The sequence below is a fragment of the Azospirillum sp. UENF 111221 genome, assembly GCF_058780625.1.
Genome location: NZ_JBSNCH010000002.1, coordinates 122,409 through 146,667, shown reverse-complemented (window position 1 = coordinate 146,667; position 24,259 = coordinate 122,409). Strand labels below are relative to the sequence as shown.

22 protein-coding genes and 1 pseudogene are annotated in these 24,259 nt (G+C 69.2%); 13 read left to right on the top strand and 10 right to left on the bottom strand.

Features of this window, described 5'->3' with window-relative positions:
* Nucleotides 1-33: 33 nt before the first annotated feature.
* The 4 genes from ACWPN3_RS05185 to ACWPN3_RS05170 form a co-directional block, all read right to left on the bottom strand.
* Nucleotides 34-1,068, bottom strand: coding sequence for a branched-chain amino acid ABC transporter permease (locus tag ACWPN3_RS05185; RefSeq protein ID WP_492243730.1), 1,035 nt, complete (start codon nucleotides 1,066-1,068; stop codon nucleotides 34-36).
* Nucleotides 1,065-1,934, bottom strand: coding sequence for a branched-chain amino acid ABC transporter permease (locus tag ACWPN3_RS05180; RefSeq protein ID WP_109048582.1), 870 nt, complete (start codon nucleotides 1,932-1,934; stop codon nucleotides 1,065-1,067). The genes ACWPN3_RS05185 and ACWPN3_RS05180 overlap by 4 nt, the downstream gene beginning before the upstream one ends.
* A 229-nt stretch (nucleotides 1,935-2,163) precedes the next feature.
* Nucleotides 2,164-2,496, bottom strand: coding sequence for an ABC transporter substrate-binding protein (locus ACWPN3_RS05175; RefSeq protein ID WP_492261154.1), 333 nt, complete (start codon nucleotides 2,494-2,496; stop codon nucleotides 2,164-2,166).
* Nucleotides 2,414-3,364, bottom strand: a complete 951-nt coding sequence (locus ACWPN3_RS05170) for an ABC transporter substrate-binding protein (RefSeq protein WP_492261153.1) — start codon at nucleotides 3,362-3,364, stop codon at nucleotides 2,414-2,416. Before ACWPN3_RS05170 ends, ACWPN3_RS05175 begins: the two co-directional genes overlap by 83 nt.
* Nucleotides 3,365-3,704: 340 nt before the next feature.
* On the opposite strand from ACWPN3_RS05170, the gene ACWPN3_RS05165 reads away from it, so the two are divergent.
* The 8 genes from ACWPN3_RS05165 to pcaG are packed head-to-tail and all read left to right on the top strand — an operon-like array spanning nucleotide 3,705 to nucleotide 10,511.
* Nucleotides 3,705-4,577, top strand: coding sequence for a CoA transferase subunit A (locus ACWPN3_RS05165; RefSeq protein ID WP_492243731.1), 873 nt, complete (start codon nucleotides 3,705-3,707; stop codon nucleotides 4,575-4,577).
* Nucleotides 4,577-5,365, top strand: a complete 789-nt coding sequence (locus ACWPN3_RS05160) for a CoA-transferase subunit beta (protein WP_492243732.1) — start codon at nucleotides 4,577-4,579, stop codon at nucleotides 5,363-5,365. Before ACWPN3_RS05165 ends, ACWPN3_RS05160 begins: the two co-directional genes overlap by 1 nt.
* Before the next feature lie 4 nt (nucleotides 5,366-5,369).
* Nucleotides 5,370-6,569: a 3-oxoadipyl-CoA thiolase gene (gene pcaF / locus ACWPN3_RS05155; RefSeq protein WP_492243733.1), complete on the top strand. Its 1,200-nt coding sequence runs from the start codon at nucleotides 5,370-5,372 to the stop codon at nucleotides 6,567-6,569.
* A gap of 45 nt (nucleotides 6,570-6,614) precedes the next feature.
* On the top strand, nucleotides 6,615-7,412 hold the full coding sequence (pcaD, locus tag ACWPN3_RS05150) for a 3-oxoadipate enol-lactonase (protein ID WP_492243734.1): 798 nt from the start codon (nucleotides 6,615-6,617) through the stop codon (nucleotides 7,410-7,412).
* Complete coding sequence (gene pcaC / locus ACWPN3_RS05145) at nucleotides 7,412-7,825, top strand: 4-carboxymuconolactone decarboxylase (RefSeq protein WP_492243735.1); 414 nt, start codon at nucleotides 7,412-7,414, stop codon at nucleotides 7,823-7,825. The genes pcaD and pcaC overlap by 1 nt, the downstream gene beginning before the upstream one ends.
* A gap of 5 nt (nucleotides 7,826-7,830) precedes the next feature.
* Nucleotides 7,831-9,201 (top strand): 3-carboxy-cis,cis-muconate cycloisomerase, encoded by a 1,371-nt coding sequence (locus tag ACWPN3_RS05140; protein WP_109452972.1) that lies wholly within the window; start codon nucleotides 7,831-7,833, stop codon nucleotides 9,199-9,201.
* 24 nt (nucleotides 9,202-9,225) lie between these two features.
* Nucleotides 9,226-9,948, top strand: coding sequence for a protocatechuate 3,4-dioxygenase subunit beta (gene pcaH, locus ACWPN3_RS05135; RefSeq protein WP_492243736.1), 723 nt, complete (start codon nucleotides 9,226-9,228; stop codon nucleotides 9,946-9,948).
* A 5-nt stretch (nucleotides 9,949-9,953) separates the two neighbouring features.
* Nucleotides 9,954-10,511 (top strand): protocatechuate 3,4-dioxygenase subunit alpha, encoded by a 558-nt coding sequence (gene pcaG, locus ACWPN3_RS05130; protein ID WP_492261243.1) that lies wholly within the window; start codon nucleotides 9,954-9,956, stop codon nucleotides 10,509-10,511.
* Nucleotides 10,512-10,564: 53 nt separating this feature from the next.
* Here the strand turns inward: pcaG and ACWPN3_RS05125 are convergent, their stop codons facing one another.
* The 6 genes and pseudogenes from ACWPN3_RS05125 to ACWPN3_RS05100 form a co-directional block, all read right to left on the bottom strand.
* Nucleotides 10,565-11,005, bottom strand: coding sequence for a methyl-accepting chemotaxis protein (locus tag ACWPN3_RS05125; RefSeq protein WP_492261242.1), 441 nt, complete (start codon nucleotides 11,003-11,005; stop codon nucleotides 10,565-10,567).
* A gap of 1,063 nt (nucleotides 11,006-12,068) precedes the next feature.
* Nucleotides 12,069-12,323 (bottom strand): annotated as a pseudogene (locus tag ACWPN3_RS05120) (cache domain-containing protein); the annotation flags it as partial.
* Nucleotides 12,324-12,943: 620 nt separating this feature from the next.
* Complete coding sequence (locus ACWPN3_RS05115; protein WP_109448718.1) at nucleotides 12,944-13,951, bottom strand: TRAP transporter substrate-binding protein; 1,008 nt, start codon at nucleotides 13,949-13,951, stop codon at nucleotides 12,944-12,946.
* Between the two features lie 79 nt (nucleotides 13,952-14,030).
* Nucleotides 14,031-15,308, bottom strand: coding sequence for a TRAP transporter large permease (locus ACWPN3_RS05110; protein ID WP_492243739.1), 1,278 nt, complete (start codon nucleotides 15,306-15,308; stop codon nucleotides 14,031-14,033).
* Between the two features lie 40 nt (nucleotides 15,309-15,348).
* Nucleotides 15,349-15,942: a TRAP transporter small permease gene (locus ACWPN3_RS05105; RefSeq protein WP_492243740.1), complete on the bottom strand. Its 594-nt coding sequence runs from the start codon at nucleotides 15,940-15,942 to the stop codon at nucleotides 15,349-15,351.
* A complete protein-coding gene (locus ACWPN3_RS05100) occupies nucleotides 15,939-16,601 on the bottom strand; it encodes a gluconokinase (RefSeq protein ID WP_492243741.1) in 663 nt (220 codons plus the stop codon). Before ACWPN3_RS05100 ends, ACWPN3_RS05105 begins: the two co-directional genes overlap by 4 nt.
* A 370-nt stretch (nucleotides 16,602-16,971) precedes the next feature.
* Here ACWPN3_RS05100 and gntR point away from each other — a divergent pair, with 370 nt between their 5' ends.
* The 5 genes from gntR to ACWPN3_RS05075 all read left to right on the top strand — a co-directional run bounded on the left by gntR (nucleotide 16,972) and on the right by ACWPN3_RS05075 (nucleotide 24,233).
* Nucleotides 16,972-18,036 carry an HTH-type transcriptional regulator GntR gene (gene gntR / locus ACWPN3_RS05095; protein ID WP_492243742.1) on the top strand — a complete coding sequence of 355 codons (1,065 nt, stop codon included), beginning with the start codon at nucleotides 16,972-16,974 and terminating at the stop codon, nucleotides 18,034-18,036.
* Nucleotides 18,037-18,155: 119 nt separating this feature from the next.
* Nucleotides 18,156-19,643 (top strand): thymidine phosphorylase family protein, encoded by a 1,488-nt coding sequence (locus tag ACWPN3_RS05090; protein ID WP_492243743.1) that lies wholly within the window; start codon nucleotides 18,156-18,158, stop codon nucleotides 19,641-19,643.
* A 20-nt stretch (nucleotides 19,644-19,663) separates the two neighbouring features.
* Nucleotides 19,664-21,271, top strand: coding sequence for an MBL fold metallo-hydrolase (locus ACWPN3_RS05085; protein ID WP_492243744.1), 1,608 nt, complete (start codon nucleotides 19,664-19,666; stop codon nucleotides 21,269-21,271).
* Nucleotides 21,268-22,386, top strand: coding sequence for an HlyD family secretion protein (locus ACWPN3_RS05080; RefSeq protein ID WP_492243745.1), 1,119 nt, complete (start codon nucleotides 21,268-21,270; stop codon nucleotides 22,384-22,386). Before ACWPN3_RS05085 ends, ACWPN3_RS05080 begins: the two co-directional genes overlap by 4 nt.
* Before the next feature lie 104 nt (nucleotides 22,387-22,490).
* Nucleotides 22,491-24,233, top strand: a complete 1,743-nt coding sequence (locus ACWPN3_RS05075) for an ATP-binding cassette domain-containing protein (protein WP_492261152.1) — start codon at nucleotides 22,491-22,493, stop codon at nucleotides 24,231-24,233.
* The last annotated feature ends 26 nt before the right edge of the window (nucleotides 24,234-24,259 follow it).

Genomic DNA, 24,259 nt, shown 5'->3' with positions numbered 1-24,259 from the left:
TCTTGCTCAGCCCCTCGACCTCAAGAAGCTTGGTCATGCCCCACCCTCCCCCTGTCCAGCCGGCCGGCGCAACAGCCCGCCCAGCCGCTCCAGACCCGAGGCGATGCCGCCGGGCAGGAACAGGACGATGCCGATCAGGAACAGGCCGATGAAGCCCATCCAGTGGAAGGGATCGCTGGCGGCCAGGATGTGGTGGATGCCCATGAAGGCCGCCGTACCGATCACAGCACCGTAAAGCCGCCCGGTGCCGCCCAGCACCAGCATCACCAGCGCCTCCGCCGACCAGGGGAAGCCGGCGCTGTCCAGCCCGACGATGCCGCTGGTGACCGCGGTCAGCCCCCCGGCCACCCCGGCGAACACCCCGGCCACGCCATAGAGCGCCACCAGATAGGATTTCGGCGAGCCGCCGATGGCGGAGATCCGCAAGGGGTCCTCCTTCACGCCGCGGCAGGCCAGCCCGAAGGGCGAGCGCACGATCCGCCGCGCCACCAAAAGCCCGGCCACCAGCACCGCCAGCGCGAACAGGTAGGAGGTGCGGCCGAACATGTCGAAGCGGAACAGCCCCAGCACCGGAGCCGGGTCGATGCCCGACAGCCCGTCGCTGCCGCCGGTCCAGTCGCGCGCCTTGTTGGCGACCTCCTGCACGATCTGCCCGACCGCGATGGTCAGCATCAGCAGGGTCAGCCCGCGCGCATGCAGGATCAGCGCGCCGGTCGCCAGCGCGACCAGCCCGCCGGCAAGCCCGCCGGCCGCCAGCATGACGAAGGGGTCGTTGTTCCAGTTGACCGCGACGATGCCGGCGGCATAGGCGCCGGTGCCGAACATCGCCGCCTGCCCCAGCGTGGCGATCCCGCCATAGCCGAGCACGAGGTCGAGCGACAGCACGAACAGCGCCGAGGCGGCGATGCGGGTCAGCAGCGCCAGATCGTCCGGCAGCAGCCAATAGGCGGCCAGCCCGGCCAATGCGACCAGCGGAATGCCGATCCAGCCGAGATCGCGGCGCCGCCCGAGCGGAGCGGGGCGGGTCACCGCGCCGGCCTTTCCGTCGCGCTCGGCGACGCTCGTCATGCCGTCCTCCCTTTGAAGAAGCCGTGGGGCCAGCGGAACAGGATCAGGATCAGGGCGGCGTAGAAGAAGAACTCGCCGAAATTGGGGATCAAATATTTGCCGGCGGTGTCGACGATGCCGAGCGCCAAAGCCGCCGCCGCCGAGCCGAAGATGCTGCCCGCCCCGCCGACCGCCACCACCGCCAGGAACAGCACGATGTAGCGGATGGCGTAATAGGGCTCCAACGGCAGCAGTTCCGCCCCCAGCACGCCGCCCAGCGCCGCCAGCCCGGTGCCGAGCGCGAAGGTCGCCAGATAGAGCCGCTCGGTCCGGATGCCCAGCGCCGCCGCCATGGCGGGGTCATCCACCGCTGCGCGCAGCCGGATGCCGAAATCGGTGCGCTCCAACAGCCACCACAGCCCCAGCAGGGTGGCCGCCCCGGCGCCGATCACGAAGGCGCGGTGGGTCGGGATCGACTTCGGCCCCAGCTGCACCGTGCCGGTCAGCAGATCGGGCAGCGGAATGCGCTTCAGCGTCGGGCCGAACAGGTAATTGATGCCGGCGACGATGACGAAGGTCAGCCCGATGGTCAGCAGCACCTGCGCCAGTTCGTTGGCCGAGCCGTAGATGCGCCGGTACAGCAGCCGTTCCAGCGGCAGCGTCGCCAGCACGGTCAGCGCCACCGCCACCACCAGCGCCAGCCCATAGGGCAGCCCGGCGCTCTGTGCTGCATAGGAGGCGACATAGCCGCCGACCATGGCGAAGGCGCCATGCGCCAGATTGACCACCCGCATCAGCCCCAGCGTCACCGACAGCCCGACGGAGATGATGAAGAGGATCATGCCGTAGGCGACCCCGTCGACGGCGATCCCGAACATGGTTTCCATGATGTCTCTCCACCCGCCCCTCCCCCTCTCCCCCCGGGGAGAGGATCGGGGTGAGGGGGAAGCACTGCGTGCCTTACCCGTAAATCCTGCCGCGCGTCCCCCTCACCCTAACCCTCTCCCCGCTTTCGGCGGACCTTTGGTCCGCCTGTCGCGTCAGCGCAAACGAAGTATGCGCGAAAGCAGGGGGGAGAGGGCATTCTTACCGGGACGGGAGAGGGAGACCATCCCCTCACTTCGCCAGCTTGTACCCATAGTCCGGCTGCTTCGGGAACGACTGCTTCTCGACATTCTCCAATCGGCCGTCGACCATCTCGACAGTGCGCAGATAGATCGTCTGGGTGACGTGGCGGCTGTCGGGATCGATGGTCAGGGGACCGCGCGGGCTTTCCCAGCTCATGCCCTTCACCGACTCCACCGCCTTGGCGCCGTCGATCTTGCCGCCGCTGTTCTTGATCATCTGATAGATGACATGCGTGCCGTCATAGGCGCCGACCGAGGTGAAGGTGACGCTGTCGTAGGAGCCGAACATCTCCTTGTGCTTGGCGACGAAGGCCTTGTTCATCGCCGAGTTCGTGCGCCCGGCTGTAGTTGAAGGTGGTGGTGATGCCCATCACCGCGTCGCCCAGCGCCGGCAGGTCCGGTTCCTGGGTCAGGTCGCCGGGGCCGAAGAACTTGATGCCCGCCGCCTTCAGCCCGGTGTCGTTGAAGGCCTTGGCGAAGGCCAGCGTTGTCGGGCCGGCGGGCAGGAAGGCATAGACCGCCTCGGCGCCCGAATCCTTGATCCGCTGCATGAAGGGGGCGAAGTCGGTGGACTTCAGCGGCATGCGGATGGTGTCCACCACCGTGCCGCCGTTCTTCTCGAAGGTGGTTTTGAAGGCGGCCTCGCCGTCGATGCCGGGACCATAGTCGCTGACCGCCGAGATCGCCTTCTTGATACCCTGCTTGGCCATGTGTTCGGCCAGCGGCACCGTGTTCTGCCACAGCGTGAAGGAGGTGCGGACATAGCGCGGCGACTTCTCCGTGATGGCGGAGGTCGCGGCGTTGAAGATCACGCAGGGGATGTTCGCCTCGTCGATCAGCGGGGCGACGGCCAGCGCATCCGGCGTGAAGAAATAGCCGGCGAGGAAGGACACCTTCTCCTTGACGATCAGCTCCTGCGACAGCGCCTTGCTCTGCGCCGGGTTCGCCTGGTCGAGGTCCTTGTAGATGAACTCCACCGTGTCGTTGCCGACGGTCTTGCCGTGCTCGGCCTGATAGACCTCGATGGCTTCCTTGAAGCTCTTGCCCACCACGCCGAACGGCCCGGAGAAGGGCGCCACGACGCCGACCTTGATGGTGGCGGCACCGGCCGGACCGGCCGCCAGCGCCAGACCGAACGCCGCACCCAGCAGCGCGTTGCCCAACAGCGCGTTGCGCAGAGTCCTCGTCATCGTCCCTCCCACATGTGACCATATGCCGGCGCCGGAATTCGCTATTCCGGTCATTGACTGTTCCGTCCACCGTACTGAGGGAGGACCGAACCGTCAAGTGCGATATTTGATGTTATGTTCTATAATCGCACAGAATCAGTCATCAATTCAAGTATTTGATAAATATATTTTTTCTCTTTCATTCCGGTCGCATCGACAAAGCAATCCTCATGTTGCGCCGCAATATGGGCGATCATCGCACGATACAAGCATTTTTCGCCCTTGACAGCGCAGCGCACCGCTCGCCACTCTGTGCGTAACGACGAATATCTGTGCGATTTTCGCACATCCGGGAGGTCATATGGCGAAGATCACGCCCCTGCGCGAGGCGGTGGCGAGCCTCGTGCACGACGGCGACACGGTCGCCCTGGAAGGATTCACCCACCTGATCCCCCATGCCGCCGGGCATGAGATCATCCGGCAGGGCCGGCGCGGCCTGACGCTGGTGCGCATGACGCCGGACCTGATCTACGACCAGCTGATCGGCATGGGCTGCGCCGCGAAGCTGATCTTCTCCTGGGGCGGCAACCCCGGCGTCGGTTCCCTCCACCGCTTCCGCGATGCGGTCGAGCAAAGCTGGCCGCACCGGCTGGAGATCGAGGAGCACAGCCACGCCGGCATGGCGAACGCCTATGTCGCCGGCGCCTCCAACCTGCCCTTCGCCCTGCTGCGCGGCTACACCGGCTCCGACCTGCCGAAGGTCAACCCCAACATCCGCTTCGTCGAGTGCCCCTTCACCGGCGAAAAGCTGGCCGCCATCCCGTCGGTCCGGCCGGACGTGACGGTGATCCACGCCCAGAAGGCCGACCGCCGCGGCAATGTGCTGCTCTGGGGCATCCTCGGCGTCCAGAAGGAAGCGGTGCTGGCCGCCAAGCGCTCCATCGTCACGGTGGAGGAGATCGTCGACGACCTGGAGGCGCCGCCCAACGCCTGCGTGCTGCCCTATTGGGCGCTGTCGGCTGTCTGCCCTGTCCCCGGCGGTGCCTATCCGTCCTACGCGCAGGGCTATTCGGAGCGCGACAACCGCTTCTACAAGGCCTGGGATCCCATCGCCCGCTCGCGCGAGACCTTCCAGGCCTGGATGCAGCGCCATGTGCTGGACACCGACGATTTCGCCGGCTTCCGCCGCGTGCTGGCCGAAAGCATGGCCCAGATCATGAAGGAGGCCGTGTGATGGGTTCCGAAGACTTCACCGCGACCGAGATCATGACGGTGGCGGCCAGCCGCCTGCTGAAGGACGGCACTGTCTGCTTCGTCGGCATCGGCCTGCCCTCCACCGCCGCCAACCTCGCCCGGCTGACCCATGCGCCGGACGTCGTGCTGATCTATGAATCGGGGCCGATCGGCGCCAAGCCGACGGTGCTGCCGCTGTCGATCGGCGACGGCGACCTCGCGCTCACCGCCGACACCGTGGTCGGCACGCCGGAGATCTTCCGCTACTGGCTCCAGGGCGGGCGGATCGACGTCGGCTTCCTCGGCGCCGCCCAGGTCGACCGCTTCGCCAACATCAACACCACCGTCATCGGCCCCTACGACTCACCCAAGGTGCGGCTGCCCGGTGCCGGCGGCGCGCCGGAGATCGCCTCCCAGGCCAAGGAGGTCTTCATCGTCCTGAAGCAGAGCCCCAAGGCCTTCGTCGCCAAGCTGCCCTTCGTCACCTCGGCGGGCTATCTCGACGGCGGGGATGCACGGGCCAGGGCCGGCATCCCCGGCGCCGGACCGACCGCGGTGATCACCGACCTCGGCATCCTCACCCCCGACCCGGTGACCAAGGAACTGACCCTGACCGGCATCCACCCCGGCGTGACGGTGGAGCAGGTGAAGGCGGCCACCGGCTGGGATCTGAAGATCTCGCCCGACCTGAAGACCACCGACATCCCGGATGCCGCAACCCTGGCGGCGCTGCGCGACCTCCAGGCCCGCACCGCCGCCGCCCACGGGCAGGTTGGCGGGGAAGGATAAGACCATGCGTGACGCCTATATCTGCGACGCCATCCGCACTCCCATCGGCCGCTATGCCGGATCCCTGTCGTCGGTGCGCGCCGACGATCTCGGCGCCGTGCCGATCCGCGCCCTGATGCAGCGCAACCCCTCGGTCGACTGGGCCGCGGTGGACGACGTCATCTATGGCTGCGCCAATCAGGCCGGCGAGGACAACCGCAACGTCGCCCGCATGTCGGCGCTGCTGGCGGGATTGCCCGACGCGGTGCCGGGCACGACGATGAACCGGCTCTGCGGCTCCGGCCTCGACGCGCTCGCCACCGCCGCCCGTGCGATCAAGGCGGGAGAGGCCGACCTGATGATCGCGGGCGGGGTGGAGAGCATGAGCCGCGCCCCCTTCGTCATGGGCAAGTCCGACGCCCCCTTCTCCCGTCAGGCCGAGATCTTCGACACCACCATCGGCTGGCGCTTCGTCAACCCGGCGATGAAGGCGGCCTACGGTGTCGATTCGATGCCGGAGACGGCGGAGAACGTCGCCGACGACTGGAAGATCGCCCGCGCCGACCAGGACGCCTTCGCGCTGCGCAGCCAGGAGCGCGCCGCCCGCGCCATCGCCGACGGCAGCCTGGCCCGCGAGATCGTTCCCGTCACCATCCGCACCCGCAAGGGCGAGACGGTGGTGACCACCGACGAACACCCCCGCGCCACCACCATCGAGGCGCTGTCGGCGCTGAAGCCCATCGTCCGCCCCGGCGGCACGATCACCGCCGGCAACGCGTCGGGCGTCAATGACGGCGCCGCCGCCCTGCTGGTGGCCTCCGAAGCGGCGGTGAAGCGCCATGGCCTGACCCCGCGCGCCCGCATCCTCGGCGGCGCCACCGCCGGCGTGCCGCCGCGCGTCATGGGCATCGGCCCGGTCCCGGCCACCCGCAAGCTGCTGGAGCGGCTTGGCCGGACCGTCGGCGACATCGACCTGATCGAACTGAACGAGGCCTTCGCCGCCCAGGCGCTGGCCATCCTGCGCGAGCTTGGCCTGCCGGACGACGCCGCCCATGTGAACCCGAACGGCGGCGGCATCGCACTCGGCCACCCGCTCGGCATGAGCGGCGCCCGTCTGGCGACCACCGCGGTCTACCAGCTCGAACGGTCCGGCGGCCGGACGGCGCTCTGCACCATGTGCATCGGCGTCGGCCAGGGGATCGCGGTGATGATCGAGCGGGTGTAGCGTCAAACCCAGTCGCGACCGCCACAACAAGCGAAGGCAGACCCAATGCCCTTCATCGAAGCCGCCGGCATCACCCAGCATTACGACCTGACCGGCCCGGCCGACGCGCCGGTGCTGCTGTTGGCCAACTCCATCGGCACCAGCTTCCACATCTGGGACGCGGTGGTGCCGCACCTGTCGCAGCGTTACCGCATCCTGCGCTACGACATGCGCGGCCATGGCCTGACCCAGGTGACGCCGGTCACGGAGGACGCCGGCTACAGCATGGATCTGCTGGCCGACGATGCCGCCGGCCTGCTCGACGCGCTCGGCGTCAAGCGTGCCCATGTCTGCGGCCTGTCGATCGGCGGCATGATGGCGCAGCGCCTCGCCGTCAAGGCGCCGGGCCGGGTGCATGGCCTGATCCTGTGCGACACCGCCGGCGTCATCGGCCCGGCGTCGGTCTGGACCGACCGCATCGCCGCCATCCGCGCCCGCGGCATGACAGCGATTGCCGACGGGGTGATGGCGCGCTGGTTCACCCAAAGCTTCCGCGACGGCCGTCCCGACCAGATCCGCGGCTACACCGCCATGGTCGCCCGCATTCCCGAGGATGGCTATGTCGGCTGCGCCATGGCGATCCGCGACGCCGATCTCCGCGCCGCCAACGCCGCCATCACGGCGCCGACCCTGGTGATCTGCGGCGCGGAGGACGTGGCGACCCCGCCCGACGCCGCCCGCGAGCTGGCGGCCGGCATCCCCGGCGCGCGGTTCGAGCTGCTTCCCGGCGCCGCCCACATCCCCGGCGTCGAGAAGCCGGCGGAGCTGGCAGCCCTGATCGACGGCTTCCTGAGGGACCTGTGATGGCCGACCGTGAAATGACGGACAAGGATCTGTACGACCGCGGCATGGCGGTGCGCCGCGCGGTCCTCGGCGACGCCCATGTCGACCGCTCGCTGGAGCGCGCCACCGGGTTCGACGCCGATTTCCAGGAGTTCATCACCAAGACCGCCTGGGGCCAGATCTGGACCCGGCCGGGGCTGGACATCCGGACGCGCAGCATGCTGACCATCGGCATGCTGGCCGCACTCGGCAAGGACGGCGAGCTGAAGCTGCACATCCGCGCCACCCGCAACACCGGCGTCACCCGCGACGAGGTGAAGGAAATCCTGATGCAGGCCGGCATTTATGCCGGCATCCCCGCCGCCAACCACGCGATAGCGCTCGCCCGCGCCGTCTATGCCGAGATGGACGAGGAAGACGCGAAGAAGGGGTGAGCAGCATGACCACCATCCACGCCGACCCCCTGCTCGACCCGCTCTTCACCAGCGATGCCGCGGCCGACGCCTTCTCCCCCTCGGCAAGGCTGCAAGGCATGCTGGAGTTCGAGGCGGCGCTGGCGCGGGCGGAGGCGGCGGTCGGCGTCATCCCCGCCCGCGCCGTCCCGGCCATCGAGGCGGCGTGCAGGGCCGATCTCTACGACCCGGCCGCGCTGGGGGCGGAGGCAGCGCTCGCCGGCAACACCGCCATCCCCCTGGTCAAGCATCTGACCGCCACCGTGAAGGCCGCCGACGAGGAGGCGTCGCGCTACGTCCATTGGGGCGCCACCAGCCAGGACGCGATGGACAGCGGCCTGATGCTTCAGCTGCGCCGCTTCCTCGACGGTCTCGACGCCGATCTGGCCGTGCTCGCCGATGGCCTCGCCGACCTCGCCGAGCGCCACCGCGCGACGCCGATGGTCGCCCGCACCTGGCTTCAGCACGCCCTGCCGACCACTTTCGGCCTGAAGGCCGCCGGCTGGCTCGACGCGCTCGGCCGCGACCGCCAGCGCCTCGCCGCCGCCCGTGCCCGCCTCGCTCTGCAATTCGGCGGTGCCGCCGGCACGCTGGCGGCACTCGGCGACGCCGGTCCGGCGGTGGCGGAGGCGCTGGCGAAGGAGCTGGACCTCCCCCTGCCCGCCCTGCCCTGGCACGCCAGCCGCGACCGCATCGCCGAACTGGCCGCCGCCCTCGGCATCCTCGCCGGAACGCTTGGCACGCTCGGCCGCGACATCTCGCTGATGATGCAGATGGAGGTGGCAGAAGCCTTCGAGCCCAGCGCCCCCGGCCGCGGCGGTTCCTCCACCATGCCGCACAAGCGCAACCCGGTGTCCTGCGCCGTCCTGCTCTCCGCCGCCATCCGCGCTCCCGCCCTGGTCGGCGGGCTGCTGGCGGCCCAGGTGCAGGAGCATGAGCGCGGCCTCGGCGGCTGGCATGCCGAGTGGCAGGCGCTGCCCGACCTCTGCCGCCTCGTTGCCGGTGCCGCCCGCCATGCCCGCGAGACCGTTTCCGGCCTGACCGTCGATGCGGAGCGCATGCGCGCCAACCTGGACCTGACCCGCGGCCTGATCCTGGCCGAAGCCGTCACCATGGCGCTGGGCGACCGCATGGGCCGCATGGCCGCCCATTCCCGCGTCGCCGAGGCCAGCCGCCGCGCCGCCGCCGCCGCCCGTCCGCTGCGCGACGTGCTGGCCGAGGATGGGGAGGTGATGCAGGCGCTGGGCCTGGACGGCCTCGACCGGCTGTTCGACCCGCTGCGCTACACCGGCGCCGCCTCCCACTTCATCGACCGCGCACTCGCCGATCACAGATCCCAACAGCGTCAGCACAACTGACCGCGCCCAAGGAGGACAGCCGAGATGGACACCGCCGTTCAGGACAAGGAGGGCGATTTCCGCCCCCGCGATTGGGCGCAACACCCGCCCTACCTGTCGCCGCTCTACAAATCGACGGTGCTGCGCTCGCCGTCCAAGCCGCTGATCCCGATGAAGCAGGGGCTGTCGGTGCGCACCGGCCCGGTGTTCGGCCATGACAGCCTCGATCCGCTCGACCACGACCTGACCAAGAACGGCCGCGTCAACGGCGAGCCGATCGGCGAGCGGATGATCGTCACCGGCCGCGTGCTGGACGAGGATGGCCGGCCGGTGCCGCACACGCTGCTGGAGATTTGGCAGGCCAACGCCTGCGGCCGCTACGTCCACCGCTGGGACCAGCATGACGCGCCGCTCGACCCCAACTTCTTCGGGGCCGGCCGCTGCCTCACCGACGCCGAGGGCCGCTACCGCTTCACCACGATCAAGCCCGGGGCCTATCCCTGGGGCAACCACCACAATGCCTGGCGGCCGGCGCACATCCATTTCTCGCTGTTCGGGCCGTCCTTCCTGACCCGTCTGGTCACCCAGATGTATTTCCCGGGCGACCCGCTGCTGCCGCTCGACCCCATCTACAACGGGGTGCCGGAGGGTGCGCGCGAGCTGCTGGTCTCCCGCTTCTCAATCGACGTGACCGAGCCGGTGTGGGCGCTCGGCTACGAGTTCGACATCGTCCTGCGCGGACGCCACGCCACGCCGATGGAGGGCTGACCGTCATGAGCCAAACCTTGAAACAGACCCCCTCCCAGACCGTCGGCCCCTATTTCGCCTATGCCTGGACGCCGGAGCTCTACGGCCGCCGCCCGCTGGCGACCAACCGGCTGGCCACCCGCGACATGGCCGGCGAGCACATCCGCATCGAAGGCGTGGTCTATGACGGGGAGGGCCAGATCGTCCGCGACTGCGTGGTGGAGATCTGGCAGGCCGGCGCCGACGGCAGGCACCTCCCCGGTGCGGCCGGCTTCGGCCGCTGCGGCACCGACGACGCCGGCCGCTATTTCTTCGACACGGTGAAGCCCGGCGCCTGCGACCCCGGCCATGCCCCGCACATCGCGGTCACCGTGTTCGCCCGCGGCATGCTGAGCCACGCCTTCACCCGCCTGCATTTCTCCGACGAGACCGCGGCGAATGCGGCCGACCCGGTGCTGGCGAGCGTCCCGGCCGACCGCCGCGATACCCTGATCGCAACCCGCGCCGAGACGCCGGGCGGCGTGGTCTACCGCTTCGACATCCGCATCCAGGGCGACGGGGAAACGGTCTTCTTCGACTGCTGAGGGTGGGACTGTTGTGAAGGGGGGAGCCGCCGACCTGCGGCTTCCCCACCCCGTCACGCCTCGCGGATCGTCGCCACGAAGCGCTGCACCTCGCCGCGCAGCTGCGCCGACTGGTGCGACAGCGTGTCGGCCGCCGCACGCGCTTGCGAGGCCATGCTGCCGGTCTCGCTGGCGGCGCGGGTGACGCCCTCGATGTTGGTCGACACCTCGCGGGTGCCGCTGGCGGCCTGCTGGACGTTGCGGCTGATCTCGCGCGTCGCCGCCCCCTGCTCCTCGGCGGCGGCGGCGACGGCGGTCACCGTCTCGCTGATACCCAGGATGGTGCGGCCGATGGCCTGGATGGCGCCGACGGCGCTGCCGCTGACCGACTGGATCTCGGCGATCTGTGCGGCGATCTCCTCCGTCGCCTTGGCGGTCTGGCTGGCGAGGTTCTTCACCTCCTGCGCCACGACGGCGAAGCCCTTGCCCGCCTCCCCCGCCCGTGCCGCCTCGATGGTCGCGTTCAGCGCCAGCAGGTTGGTCTCGGCCGGCGATGGACTGGATCAAATTCACCACGTCGCCGATCTTCTGCGCCGCCTCGGCCAGGCCGGCCACCGTGCCGTTGGTCTTCTCGACCTCGCCCACCGCGTCGTTCGCCATGCGCGACGAGGCGGCGATGCGCTGGTTGATCTCCTCGATGGAATGGGCCAACTCCTCCGCGGCGGCGGCCACCGTCTGCACGTTGCCGCTGGCGACGTCGGCGGCGCTGGCGACGGCGGAGGCCTGGGCGTTGGTCTGCTCGGCGATGGCCGACAGCCCTTCGGAATCGGTGCGGATCATCTCGGCCTGCCGGGCGACGCTGGCGACCACGTCGCCGACCGAGCCCTCGAAGCGCTGGGCCAGCTGGGCCAGATCCTGCTTGCGCTGCTCGGCGGCGCGCTGCTCGTCCAGGCGGCGCTGCTCCTCCATCTCGGCGACGCGGCCGGCATTCTCCTTGAACAGCTGCAACGCCGTGTTGATGGAGCCGATCTCGTCGGCGCGGTCGCGGTCGGCGACCTCCACGTCGCGCCGCCCGGCGGTCAGCGCCTGGATGGTGGCAATGATCCGGCGCAGCGGCTGGCCGACCACCACCCGGCTGGTCAGCCACAGTGCCAGCAGAAGCGCCACGGTCAGCAGCACCGCTCCCACCGCGATGAAGGTGCGCAGCTCCTGCTTCGGCACCTCGACCTTGTTGATGGGCAGGTTGACCAAAATCGACCAGGGCGTGCCGGTGTTACCGATGGCGACCGGCCGGAACAGCTGCTTCACCTCGGAGCCAAGGCTGGCCGACACCGAGAAATGGGCGAAGGGCCGGCCTTCGCGGACGGCGGGCATCGCGTCCTTCAGCCGGGGATTGGTTTCCAGGATCGGCTTGCCCAGATGGTCGGGGTTGCTGTAGGCCGCCCAGGCGCCGGCATTGGAGATCAGGAACACCGACCCGGTCTCGAACGGCCTAGCCGTCTTCAACTCGTCCCAGATGACGTCGGTGGCGATGTCGACGCCGGCGACGCCGATGAATTTCCCGTTGTCGAGGATCGGCACCGCCAGCGACACCATCAGCACGCTCTTGCCGGCAACGACATAGCTGTAGGGCTCGACGATCACCTCCTTGCCGGTGCGCTTGGCCTGCTGGTAATAGAGGCCGTCCGGGCCGGGATCGTCATAGCCGACCAGCGATTCCAGCTGGACCTTGCCGCCACCGCGGTTCCAATAGGGGATGAAGCGGCCGCTGGCATCGGTGCCGGGGGTGTTGGCGAAGGTGGAATCCTTACCGTCCAGCGCGTTCGGCTCCATGCCGACCCAGACGCCGATCAGGCCGGTGTTGGCCTCCAGCAGGCTTTTCAGCCAGTCGTTCAGCGCGCCGCGGTCGGCAACGCCGCTCCGCTTCAGGCTGAGCAGCGTCGTGCCCATATGGCGGCTGATGTCCAACGCATCGTTCAGCCGGCGCTCGACCGTCGCCGCATGGTACTTGCCCAGCTCCTCCCCGACCTGGAAGGACAGCGCGTCGGTGTCCGCCCCGCTCTTGACGGAGATCACGACCGACCCGGCCCCCAGCCCGATCGTCATGACCAGTCCGATCGCCAATACCAGCTTGGTCACCAAAGGCAGCTTCTTGAACATCGACAGTCCCCACGACACACCCGGACAAGGGCACGACACCCCAGGGCAACTGTCTCGTAATTCTGTTAAATTCGAGTAAATTAATTATCAATATATCAGTCCAGCCAACAGTAACTGCGAGTTGTTCTCAAAACCACCGAAGAACTCGGACCCGCATCCGCAAACCATATCCAAGGACCGATTTGCGAATCGTTCCAATCGCTGCAACCCGGATCGGACAGCCGCAAAAGAAAGGGGGCGGACCGGTTGATCCGGCCCGCCCCCGTCATCCTCGCAAACCCGCGTCGCCGCGCTTACTTGCGCGAGGCGGCGATGGCGCCCTGCAGGTCCTTCAGCACGTCGGCACCGCCGTCGGCGGCGTACTTGTCGAAGGCCGGCTTGACCATCTCGCGCATGCGCTCCAGCTCGGCCGGGCTCAGCTCGTTGATCTGCATGCCCTTTTCCTTCAGGTAGGCGATGCTCTGGGCCGAGGCCTCGCGGCTGTCCTTGCGCTCGAAATCGCGCGAGGCGACGGCGGCCTCGTTCAGGATCTTCTTCTCGTCGGCCGACAGGCCGTCATACCAGCGCTTGCTGGCCAGCATGATCCACGGGCTGTAGACGTGGCGGGAGATCGTCAGGTACTTCTGCACTTCATAGAACTTGGACGACTGGATGGTGGTGACCGGGTTCTCCTGGCCGTCGACCGTGCCGGTCTCCATCGCGGTGAACAGCTCGGAGAAGGCCAGCGGCACCGCGTTGGCGCCGAAGCGGTTGAACATGTCGATGTAGACCGGGTTCTGCATCACGCGCAGCTTGATGCCGCCCATGTCCTCCAGCTTGGTGATCGGCCGCTTGCTGTTGGTCAGGTTGCGGAAACCGTTCTCCCAATAGACCAGCCCGACCAAGCCCTTGTCGTTCAGCGACTTCAGCAGCTTCTCGCCGAACGGGCCGTCGAGGACGGCGTCGGCCTCCTTCTCGTTGTTGAACAGGAAGGGCAGGTCATAGACGCCGAAATCCTTGACGATTCCGACGAGGGTGGCGGTGGAGCCGACCATCATCTCCTGCGCGCCGCCGATCAGGGCGTTCTGCATCTGGATGTCGCTGCCCAGGCTGGCGTCGCCGAAGCCCTTGACCTTCAGCTTGCCGCCGCTGCGCTTGGACAGCTCCTCGGCGAAATACTTCACCGCGCGGCCCTGGTTGCTGCTTTCCGACAGGCCGTAGCCGAAGCGGATGATGCGGGTCTTCACGTCCTGCGCCGAGGCGGCGACCGGAGCCAGCAGGGCGGCGGCGATGCCGGTGGCGAGCAGCAGTTTGCGGAACATGGGGTCGATCTCCCTTGCCATCTGGTGATTGGCGTCTGGTGTTTGGTTGGTTTTGGGCTTGCTTGGTTTTGGGCAGGCGTCAGTGGAACATGTGCAGCGGGGCGGTGACGATCTCCGGCACGGCGATCAGCAGGCCCACCAGCACGATGTAGGTCAGCAGGAAGGGCCAGATGCCCTTGGTGGCGCTTTCCAGCGAGATGCGGGCGACGCCGCACACCACGTTCAGCACCGTGCAGACCGGCGGATGGATCAGGCCCAGCGTGCCGATCAGGACGAACATCACGCCGAAATAGGTCGGGTCGATGCCGGCCTTGATCGCCAGCGGGGTCAGCACCGGACCCAGCACCAGGATGGTCGGGGTCAGGTCCATCACCGTGCCGACGGCCAGCAGCAGGACGGCGATGGCCAGCATCAGCATCTTGGGATGGCCCATCAGCGGGGCCAGCAGCTCGGTCATCTGCTGCGGCAGGTCGGCCAGCGTCACCATGTAGGACGACACCAGGGCGGCGGCGCACAGGAACATGACGGTGCTGGTGGTGCGCGCCGCCTGGACCAGCAGCGGCACCAGCTGCGGCAGCGTCACCTGCCGGTAGACGAACAGCGCCACGAACAGCGAATAGACGGCGGCGACCACCGCGGCCTCGGTCGGCGTGAAGATGCCGCCGCGCAAGCCCCCGATGATGATGACCGGCAGGGCGAGCGCCCAGACGCCGTCGGCCAGCGCCTTCAGCCGCTCACGCCCGCTGGCCTTCGGCTGCAGCTTCACCGTCATGTCGCGGACGACGAACATCCAGGCGGCGATCAGCCCCAGCCCCATCAGCAGGCCGGGAACGATGCCGGCCATGAACAGCGAGCTGATCGAGGTGTTGGTGGTCACGCCGAAGATGATGAACGGCATGCTGGGCGGGATGATCGGGGCGATGATGCCGCCCGACGCGATCAGCCCGGCGGAGCGCGGCACCGGATAGCCGTGGTCGCGCATCATCGGGATCAGCAGCGTGGCGAGCGCCGCGGTGTCGGCGATGGCCGAGCCCGACAGGCTGGCCAGCATCACCGAGGCGCCGATGGTCACGAAGCCCAGGCCGCCCTTGATGTGGCCGACCAGGCTGACCGCCAGGTTGATGATGCGCTGGGAGATGCCGCCGGCGTTCATCAGCTCGCCGGCAAGGATGAAGAAGGGCACCGCCATCAGCGGGTAGTTGTCGGCGCCGCTCAGCATGTTCTGGGCGACCAGCTGGGCGTCGAAGAAGTCTAGGTGGACCATCAGCGCGACGCCGGTCAGCATCAGCGCGAAGGCGATGGGCATGCCGAGCAGCATGAAGCCGAACAGCGAGCCCAGGAAAATGGTGAGCGTCATGGCGGCGTCTCCGTCCGCAAAGGGTCTTCTGGGCTGGGCTTCAGCGCTTGGCGACGGCGGCGCCGGGATGGCTGCCGGGTGCCGCCGGATCCACAGGGGGCGCCACGGCCGGGCCGTGCGACTCCGGATGGTCCATCATCGTGTCGGGGTCGCCGGGGATGCGGGCGCCGGGCTGGTTGGTGACGATCCGCCACAGGTTCGCCAGCACGATCAGCGCCATGGCGATGGCCGGGAAGAAGCCGGCCGCGGCATAGAAGGCCATCGGGAAGCGCAGGACGGTGGAGAAGGTCTCCATGCCGATCAGCAGCTGGATCCAGCTGCCCTGCACGAACAGGTAGAGCGCGTACAGCATCATCAGGTGCGCGATCACGGCACAGGCGCGGCGCACCTTGAAGGGCAGGCGGGCCTGCAGGATCTCCAGCCCCAGATGCCTCTGGTGGCGCAGCGCCACGGTGGCGCCCAGAAACACCAGCCAGACGAACATCAGCCGCGCGATCTCCTCCGCCGCGACGAGGCCGCTGTTGAAGATGTAGCGCAGCACGACGTTGCCGAAGACGAGACCGACCATGACCGCCAGCATCGCCGCCATGATCCATTCGGTGATCCGCTCCAGCAGATCCGCAACGCTCTTCATGCGTTCCTCCCAGCGGCTGCGCCGCTCTGATTCCCAGCGGCTGAGCCGCTTTGATTCTCAGCGGCTGCGCCGCCTTGGTTCGATGTCCCGCCGGTGCCGGTCAGGCGGGCATAGGCATCGGCGACGATGGCCTCGGCCGGCAGCGTCACCTCATAGGACAGCACGGCTTCGTCGGCTGTCGGCATCTCCAGGTCGGCGAACTGGCTGTCGACCAGGGCGGTGGGCATGAAATGGGCGGTGCGCGCCCCCATGCGGGACGCAATCAGCGCCTTGTCGCCGTGCAGGTGCAGGAAGACCACCCGCTCGCAGTCGCCGCGCAGCCGGTCGCGGTAGCGCCGCTTCAGCGCCGAACAGGCGACGACCAGCCCGCGCTCCGCGCCATGCGCCTCGGCGATGAAGCCGGCCAGCGTGCCCAGCCAGCCGTCGCGGTCGGCGTCGGTCAGCGGGATGCCGGCCGACATCTTCTCGATGTTGGCGGGCGGGTGGTGGGCGTCGCCCTCGATGAACGCGTCGCCCAGCTTCGTGGCGAGGCTCTGGCCAACGCTGGACTTGCCGCAGCCGGCGACCCCCATCACCACGACGATCGGCGGCGCACCGCCCAACAGCTCGGGGGGAATGGTGTTCAGGCCGGGGGACGGCGCGATGGGGGGACCGTTCATGAGGCTCGTGTTCCCGAAGACCGGTGCGGCACCGCCCCCGCGATAGCGATCGCGGCGGCCCTCGCACCGACACAATGATGTTAGCGCTATCATCACCGGGTCAAAACGACGCTGCCAGCCTGCCGGCCGGAAATCGCGGGTGACGCCGGGATGAGGTGGCGATACTGTTAGCGCTAACCTTGACGGCCGTAAAGAGTTTTGTTTGAGTTGCGGACAAACTGATCGGGGATGGCCGCGGGTTGCAGGTTGAGCCCCCGGATGGGATGTCTGCGCATGGACCGCGGCCGTTGCCGAGTATGATACACACCGGTGACCAGCGAGCCCGCGCGACCTTCCGTCGCGCCGGCCGGAAACGGAAGGACGAAGCCCTGTGACGACCCGTGGCGGCGATGGGACGGCAACCCCGGCGGTCAAGACGCGCAAGCCGCGCTCCTCGCGCACCGGCCGGGCGACGATGGCGGACGTGGCGGAGCGGGTGGGCATCAGCGCCATCACCGTGTCGCGTGCCTTCAAGCGTCCCGAGCTGGTGATGCCGGAGCTGCGCCAGCGCATCCTCGACACCGCGCAGTCGATGGGCTACGTGCCGAATCAGGCCGCCAGCGCGCTGGCCTCGGCGCGGTCGATGACGGTGGCGGTGCTGATCCCGTCGATGACCAACATGGTCTTCGTCGAGACGCTCGCCGGCATCCACGACATGCTGCTGCCGCGCGGCTACCGCGCCCTGATCGGCGTCACCCACTATTCGCCGGAGGAGGAGGAGCGACTGATCCGCACCTATCTCCAGTTCCAGCCCGACGGCATCCTGCTGACCGGCACCGACCATACCCCGGTCGCCCGCACCTACCTGTCGGCGCTCGCCAGCCCGACCGTCCACATGATGGAGCTGCTGGACGACCCCGACAGCCTCAGCGTCGGCTGTTCGCAGGAGGAGGGCGGCCGGCTGATGACCACCCACCTGCTGGAACGCGGCTACCGCCGCATCGGCTTCGTCGCCGTGCAGCTCGACCCGCGCACGCTGGCCCGCCTCGACGGCTACCGCCACGCGCTGGAGGAGGCCGGTCTGTATGACGAAAGCCGCGTCTGGCGGCTGCCCGACCCGTCCTCCATCCATCTGGGTGCTGCGATGATCGACCGGCTGATGGCGGAGAACACCGACTGCGACGCCGTCTTCTTCTGCAACGACGATCTGGCCCAGGGCGCCCTGTTCCAATGCCGGCGCCGCGGCATCCGCGTGCCCGACCAGCTTGCCGTCGCCGGCTTCAACGATCTGCCGGCGTCGGCCTGGACGACGCCGACCCTGACCACCGTCGCCACGCCGCGCTACGCCATCGGCCGCCACGCCGCCGCCATGCTGCTCGACCTGATGGACGGCAAGGAGCCGCCGCAGCGGCGGCTCGACCTCGGCCTGACCTTCATCGCGCGGGAAAGCACGTGACAGAGCACAGCCCCTCCGCCCCGCCAATGATCCGGATCAACCGCAGGGCGTAAGGTGCGGCATGGCTGCCGCGCAGGCTCGGCGACGCTGGCCTGCCGGGCCGGGCGTAGACTGTGCGCATGCTGACGCTTCGACATCTGGCGATAGACACCGTCCGGGAGAACGTCGCCTTCCTCAACCGCCGCTGCACCCGGTACCATGTCGAGGATTTCCTCGGGCTGGGACGGGTGGAGGTGCGGAACGACGGCCGCTCCCTGCTGGCGGTGCTGAACGTCGTCGACGACCCCGCCATCGTCGCTCCCGACGAGATCGGCCTGTCCGACCCCGCCTTCGGCCAGCTCGGGCTGGCCGAGGGTTCCGCCGTCCATCTCGTGCCCCCGACCCCGCCGGAAAGCTTCGAGCTGGTGCGCGCCAAGGTCGGCGGTGCCGCGCTCAGCGACGAGCAGCTCGCTGCCATCATCCGCGACGTCACCGAGCAGCGTTATTCCAAGATCGAGATCGCCGCCTTCCTGATCGCCTGCGCCAGCTTCATGACGACGGCGGAGGTGCTGGGCCTGACCCGCGCCATGATCGCCGCCGGCACGCGGCTGCATTGGGAAGGTCTCGGCACGATTGCCGACAAGCACTGCATCGGCGGCATTCCCGGCAACCGCACCTCGATGATCGTCGTGCCCATCGTCGCCGCCCACGGCCTGCCGATCCCCAAGACCTCGTCGCGCGCCATTACCTCGCCCGCCGGCACCGCCGACACCATGGAGGTGCTGGCGAATGTCGACGTGCCGATGGAGCGCATGCAGGCCCTGGTGCGTGAGGCCAAGGGCTGTCTGGTCTGGGGCGGCCATGTCCGGCTGTCGCCGGCCGACGACATCCTGATCTCGGTCGAACGGCCGCTTGCCATCGACACCCGCGAACAGCTGGTCGCCTCGATCCTGTCGAAGAAGGTGGCGGCCGGCTCCACCCATCTGCTGATCGACATCCCCGTCGGCCCCAGCGCCAAGATCCGCAACGCCGGCGAGGCGGTGCGCCTGCGCAAGCTGTTCGAGCATGTCGGCGACCGGTTGGGCCTGACGCTGGAGGTGGCGATCACCGACGGCTCGCAGCCGGTCGGGCGCGGCATCGGCCCGGTGCTGGAGGCGCGCGACGTGATGGCCGTGCTGCGCAACGATCCCGCCGGTCCCGCCGACCTGAAGGAACGCGCCCTGCTGCTGGCCGGCCGCATCCTGGAATTCGACCCCGTGGTTCGCGGCGGCAGCGGCACCCGCCGGGCGCGCGAGCTGCTGGCGTCGGGCGCGGCACTCGCCGCCATGGAGCGCATCATCGAGATGCAAGGCCCGCCGCCCGCCGTGGCGACGCTGGGCTCGCTGGTGGCGGAGGTGGCTTCGCCCGCCGACGGCATCGTCTCGTCGCTCGACTGCTACCGCCTCGCCCGCATCGCCCGGCTGGCCGGCGCGCCGACCGACAAGGGGGCCGGCATCGACCTGCTGCGCAAGGTGGGCGAGCCGGTGCGCCGTGGCGAGCCGCTCTACCGCATCCACGCCAGCACCAACGCCGACTTCACCTTCGCCCAGGCCCATGCCGCAGAGAGCAGCGGGGTGGCAGTGGGGTGAGCATCTGAAGGAGCCGACCAATGTCCCTGTCGCTGACCTTCCATGGCGCCGCCGGAACGGTGACCGGCTCCTGCTTCCGCCTGTCGACGCCCGCGGGCGACGTGCTGATCGATTGCGGCATGTTCCAGGGCACCAAGACGATCCGGGAACTGAACTACCGCCCTTTCCCCTTCGATCCTGCGGCGATCAAGGCCGTCCTGCTGACCCACGCCCACATCGACCATTCCGGCCTGCTGCCGAAGCTGACGAAGCTGGGCTTCCGCGGCCGGATTTACGCCACCGGCGGCACGGTCGATCTGCTCGAGTACATGCTGCCCGACAGCGGCTACATCCAGGAGGGCGAGGTCGAGCGGCTCAACCGCCGCAACCGCCAGCGCGGCCGTCCGCCGGTCCAGGCAATCTACACCCAGGACGACGCCATCCGCAGCCTGCGCCGGCTCCGCCGTGTCGAGTACGACCGCTGGACCGACATCCTGCCCGGCCTGCGTGCCCGCTTCTGGCAGGCCGGCCACATCCTGGGCTCCGCCTCCATCGAGGTCGAAGTCTCAGACGGCCTTGGAAACGGCGCCGGCGACCCCACCCGCATCCTGTTCTCCGGCGACCTCGGCCCCGGCGGCAAGAGCTTCCACGCCGACGCCGACGGTCCGGAGCGGCCGGACTGGATGGTGCTGGAGACCACCTACGGCGACCGCGAGCGCACCGACCTCGACGAGGCCGGGCGGCAGGCGGTGCTGCGCGCCGAGGTGTCCACCGCCCTGGCGGCCGGCGGCGTCCTGCTGATCCCGGTCTTCGCGGTGGAGCGGACGCAGGAGCTGCTCTACGACCTCGACCGCCTGTTCGACAGCGGCCAGCTGCCGGCGGTGGACGTTTTCCTCGACTCCCCCCTCGCCGACGCGGTGACCGGCGTCTTCCGCCGCCATCTCGACGATCTGGAGACCGACGGCGACCCCTTCACCCGCGCCAATTTCCACCATGTCCGCGGCGTGCCCGACAGCCAGCGCCTCAACAGCATCGCCGGCGGCGCCATCGTCATGGCGGCCAGCGGCATGTGCGATGCCGGCCGCATCCGCCATCACCTGAAGAACCGGCTGTGGCGCCCGCAGGACACCGTGCTTCTGGTCGGCTACCAGGCCCCCGGCACGCTGGGCCGCCTGTTGCAGGAGGGCACGCCCCGCGTCCGCATCCATGGCGAGGAGATCGCGGTGAAAGCCAGGGTCCGCTCCATCGACGTCTATTCCGGCCATGCCGACCGCAGCGCCCTGCTGGACTGGGTGGCGGCCCGCCACGGCGTCGGCCACGGGCTGTTCCTGGTCCATGGCGAGGAGCCCGCCCGCGCCGCCATCCGCCAGGCCCTGCTCGACAAGGGCTGGTCGCCGGAACGCATCGCCCAGCCGGCACTGGACGACCGCGTCGATCTCGCCGCCCCGCGCCCGCTCGCCCCGGCCGACCGCCACCCCCGCCTCGCCCCCGCCGACCTCGCCGCCGGCCTCGACTGGCACAACCACTATGCCGAGGCGCTGCTGGCGCTCCGCCGCACGCTGGACGCCGCCCCCGACGATGCGGCGCGCGACCGCATCCTGGCCGGCGTGATGGGCGCGCTCGACACTGGGAAAGGAACCCGTCCATGACCCTGAAACGCCTCCTTGTGGCCGTGGTTCTGCTGGCGATCCTCGGCGCCGGGGCCGCCTATGGCTGGCGAGCGATGCAGGGCAACCGCCTGCCCGCCGGCTTCGCCTCCGGCAATGGCCGGATCGAGGCGAACGAGATCGACATCGCCACCAAATACGCCGCCCGCGTCCTGACCATCCCGGTCGAGGAGGGCGATCTGGTGGAGGCCGGCACCATCATCGCCACGCTCGACACCCGCGACCTCGAAGCGCAGCTCCGTTCCGCCGAGGCCCAGCTGCGCCAGACCCGCCGTGCCCGCGAGGAAGCCACCGCCCTGGTCGCCCAGCGCGTCAGCGAAGCCGATTTCGCCGCCAAGGAGATGGAACGGGCGCTGATCCTGTTCGGCAAGGGCCATGTCTCCGAACAGCGCGTCGATCAGGCCCGCAACAGCCGCCGCACCGCCGACGCAGCCCTGGAGGCCGCCAAGAGCCACCTCGCCAGCGCCGAGGAGGCCATCGCCGCCGCGGCCGGCGATGTCGACCGGCTGGCCGATCTGGTCGCCGACGGCGTGCTGAAGGCGCCGCGCAAGTCCCGCGTGCTCTACCGCCTGTCCGAACCCGGCGAGGTGCTGGCGGCCGGCGGCAAGGCGGCGACTTTGCTCGACCTGTCGAACGTCTACATGACTTTCTTCCTGCCGACCGACACGGCCGGCAACCTCGCTCTGGGCGCCGAGGCCCGCATCCTGCTGGACGCCGTTCCCGACACCGCGATTCCTGCCGCCGTGACCTTCGTCGCCCCGCGCGCCCAGTTCACGCCCAAGCAGGTGGAGACCAAGTCCGAACGCGACCGCATGATGTTCCGCGTCAAGGCCCGCGTGCCCGAAGCGCTGGTGACCCGGTACATCGAGCGGGTGAAGACCGGCCTGACCGGCATGGCCTATGTGAAGCTGGACGACAAGGCGGTCTGGCCCGACTGGCTGGAGTCGACCCTGACGCGCGAAGCAACCTCTTCCCCCGGGAATACTCCCTCTCCCCCCGGGGAGAGGGTCGGGGTGAGGGGGACGCACCGCGTGACTTCGCCGAAAATCAGTCACCCTCCGCCCCCCAATCCACCCCACGCTCCCCCCTCACCCTAACCCTCTCCCCACTTTCGGCGGACCGATGGTCCGCCTGTCGCGTCAGCGCAAACGAAGTTTGCGCGAGAGCGGGGGAGAGGGGATATTCCCACAGGCGAAAGATCATGACCCCCGCCCCAGCCGTCTCGCTGTCGGGCGTGCGGCACCGCTATGGCGGGACGGTGGCGCTGGCGGACGCCTCGCTGGACATCGCTCCCGGCACCAGCGTCGCGGTCATCGGCCCGGACGGCGTCGGCAAATCGACCCTGCTCGGCCTGATCTCCACGGCGAAGAAGATCCAGCAGGGCAGCGTCCGTGTGCTGGGCACCGACGTTTCCGACCGCCATGGCCGCGCCGCCCTCCAGCCGCGCATCGCCTACATGCCGCAAGGGCTCGGCCGCAACCTCTACGCCGACCTCAGCGTCGCCGAGAATCTCCAGTTCTTCGGCCGCCTCTTCGGCCTCGACGCCGCCGAGCGCCGGCGCCGCATCGCCGACCTCTTGGAGTCCACTGGTCTCGCCCCCTTCCCCGACCGTCCGGCCGGCAAGCTGTCGGGCGGCATGAAACAGAAGCTCGGCCTGTGCTGCGCCCTGCTGCACGACCCCGACCTGCTGATCCTCGACGAGCCGACGACCGGCGTCGATCCGCTGTCCCGCCGGCAGTTCTGGGACCTGATCGCCCGCATCCGCGCCGGCCGCCCCGGCATGACCGTGCTGGTCGCCACCTCCTACATGGACGAGGCGGAGCGCTTCGACCAAGTCGTCATGATGAACGCCGGCCGCCTGCTCGCCCACGACACCCCGGCGGCGGTGAAGGCGCGCACCGGCGCCGCCGATCTGGAGGAGGCCTTCGTCGCCCTGCTGCCGGAGGACGCCAAACGCGGCCACCAGCGCCTGACCGTCCCGCCCCGCCCGCCCGAGCCGGCCGGCGCCGAACCCGCCATCGAGGCCATCGGCCTGACCCGCCGCTTCGGCGACTTCACCGCGGTGTCGGACATCAGCTTCCGCATCGGCCGCGGCGAGATCTTCGGCTTTTTGGGATCCAACGGCTGCGGCAAGACCACGACGATGAAGATGCTGACCGGCCTCTTGCCCGCCAGCGCCGGGGAGGCGCGGCTGTTCGGCCGGCCGGTGGACGCCACCGATCTGGAGAGCCGCCGCCGCGTCGGCTACATGGCGCAGGCCTTCTCGCTCTATGGCGAGTTGACGGTGCGCCAGAACCTCGACCTGCACGCCCGCCTGTTCGACCTGCCCGACGCCGACACCCGGCTGGCGGCACTGGTGGAGCGGTTCGGCCTGTCGCCCTACATCGAGGCGGTGGCCGACCGGCTGCCCTTGGGCGTGCGGCAGCGGCTGTCGCTGGCTGTCGCCATCCTGCATGAACCGGAGCTGCTGATCCTCGACGAGCCGACCTCCGGTGTCGATCCGGTGGCGCGCGACCAGTTCTGGCGCGACCTGATCGCCCTGTCGCGCGAGCAGGGGGTGACGATCTTCGTCTCCACCCACTTCATGAACGAGGCGGCGCGTTGCGACCGGGTGGCCTTCATGAACGCCGGCCGCGTCATCGCCGCCGGCCCGCCCGACGAGCTGCGCCGCCAGCAGCGAGCCGACAGCCTGGACGACGCCTTCATTGGGTTCATGGAGCAGGCGGAGGGCGCCCCCCCTCTCAACCATCCTATTCCCCCTCTCCCCCCCGGGGAGAGGGTCGGGGTGAGGGGGATGCACAGCGAGGATTCTCGGGAAAGGGCCGTCGCGCCACCCCCTCACCCTAACCCTCTCCCCGGGGGGAGAGGGGATATTCCACCCGCCGCCTGCTCGCCTACGCCTGGCGTGAAACCCTCGAACTGCGCCGCGATCCCGTCCGCCTGACCGTCGCCCTGCTCGGCACGGTGCTG

What these genes read in the sequence shown, in the direction of transcription:
- pcaF (WP_492243733.1), top strand. Translation starts at nt 5,370, where the DNA reads ATGCGTGACGCCTATATCTGCGACGCCATCCGCACTCCCATCGGCCGC.
- ACWPN3_RS05180 (WP_109048582.1), bottom strand. Translation starts at nt 1,934, where the DNA reads ATGGAAACCATGTTCGGGATCGCCGTCGACGGGGTCGCCTACGGCATG.
- ACWPN3_RS05185 (WP_492243730.1), bottom strand. Translation starts at nt 1,068, where the DNA reads ATGACGAGCGTCGCCGAGCGCGACGGAAAGGCCGGCGCGGTGACCCGC.
- ACWPN3_RS05075 (WP_492261152.1), top strand. Translation starts at nt 22,491, where the DNA reads ATGACCCCCGCCCCAGCCGTCTCGCTGTCGGGCGTGCGGCACCGCTAT.
- ACWPN3_RS05160 (WP_492243732.1), top strand. Translation starts at nt 4,577, where the DNA reads ATGGGTTCCGAAGACTTCACCGCGACCGAGATCATGACGGTGGCGGCC.
- ACWPN3_RS05080 (WP_492243745.1), top strand. Translation starts at nt 21,268, where the DNA reads ATGACCCTGAAACGCCTCCTTGTGGCCGTGGTTCTGCTGGCGATCCTC.
- ACWPN3_RS05170 (WP_492261153.1), bottom strand. Translation starts at nt 3,364, where the DNA reads ATGACGAGGACTCTGCGCAACGCGCTGTTGGGCAACGCGCTGCTGGGT.
- ACWPN3_RS05175 (WP_492261154.1), bottom strand. Translation starts at nt 2,496, where the DNA reads ATGAACAAGGCCTTCGTCGCCAAGCACAAGGAGATGTTCGGCTCCTAC.
- pcaC (WP_492243735.1), top strand. Translation starts at nt 7,412, where the DNA reads ATGGCCGACCGTGAAATGACGGACAAGGATCTGTACGACCGCGGCATG.
- ACWPN3_RS05115 (WP_109448718.1), bottom strand. Translation starts at nt 13,951, where the DNA reads ATGTTCCGCAAACTGCTGCTCGCCACCGGCATCGCCGCCGCCCTGCTG.
- pcaD (WP_492243734.1), top strand. Translation starts at nt 6,615, where the DNA reads ATGCCCTTCATCGAAGCCGCCGGCATCACCCAGCATTACGACCTGACC.
- ACWPN3_RS05140 (WP_109452972.1), top strand. Translation starts at nt 7,831, where the DNA reads ATGACCACCATCCACGCCGACCCCCTGCTCGACCCGCTCTTCACCAGC.
- ACWPN3_RS05085 (WP_492243744.1), top strand. Translation starts at nt 19,664, where the DNA reads ATGTCCCTGTCGCTGACCTTCCATGGCGCCGCCGGAACGGTGACCGGC.
- ACWPN3_RS05165 (WP_492243731.1), top strand. Translation starts at nt 3,705, where the DNA reads ATGGCGAAGATCACGCCCCTGCGCGAGGCGGTGGCGAGCCTCGTGCAC.
- ACWPN3_RS05100 (WP_492243741.1), bottom strand. Translation starts at nt 16,601, where the DNA reads ATGAACGGTCCCCCCATCGCGCCGTCCCCCGGCCTGAACACCATTCCC.
- ACWPN3_RS05110 (WP_492243739.1), bottom strand. Translation starts at nt 15,308, where the DNA reads ATGACGCTCACCATTTTCCTGGGCTCGCTGTTCGGCTTCATGCTGCTC.
- ACWPN3_RS05105 (WP_492243740.1), bottom strand. Translation starts at nt 15,942, where the DNA reads ATGAAGAGCGTTGCGGATCTGCTGGAGCGGATCACCGAATGGATCATG.
- pcaG (WP_492261243.1), top strand. Translation starts at nt 9,954, where the DNA reads ATGAGCCAAACCTTGAAACAGACCCCCTCCCAGACCGTCGGCCCCTAT.
- pcaH (WP_492243736.1), top strand. Translation starts at nt 9,226, where the DNA reads ATGGACACCGCCGTTCAGGACAAGGAGGGCGATTTCCGCCCCCGCGAT.
- ACWPN3_RS05090 (WP_492243743.1), top strand. Translation starts at nt 18,156, where the DNA reads ATGCTGACGCTTCGACATCTGGCGATAGACACCGTCCGGGAGAACGTC.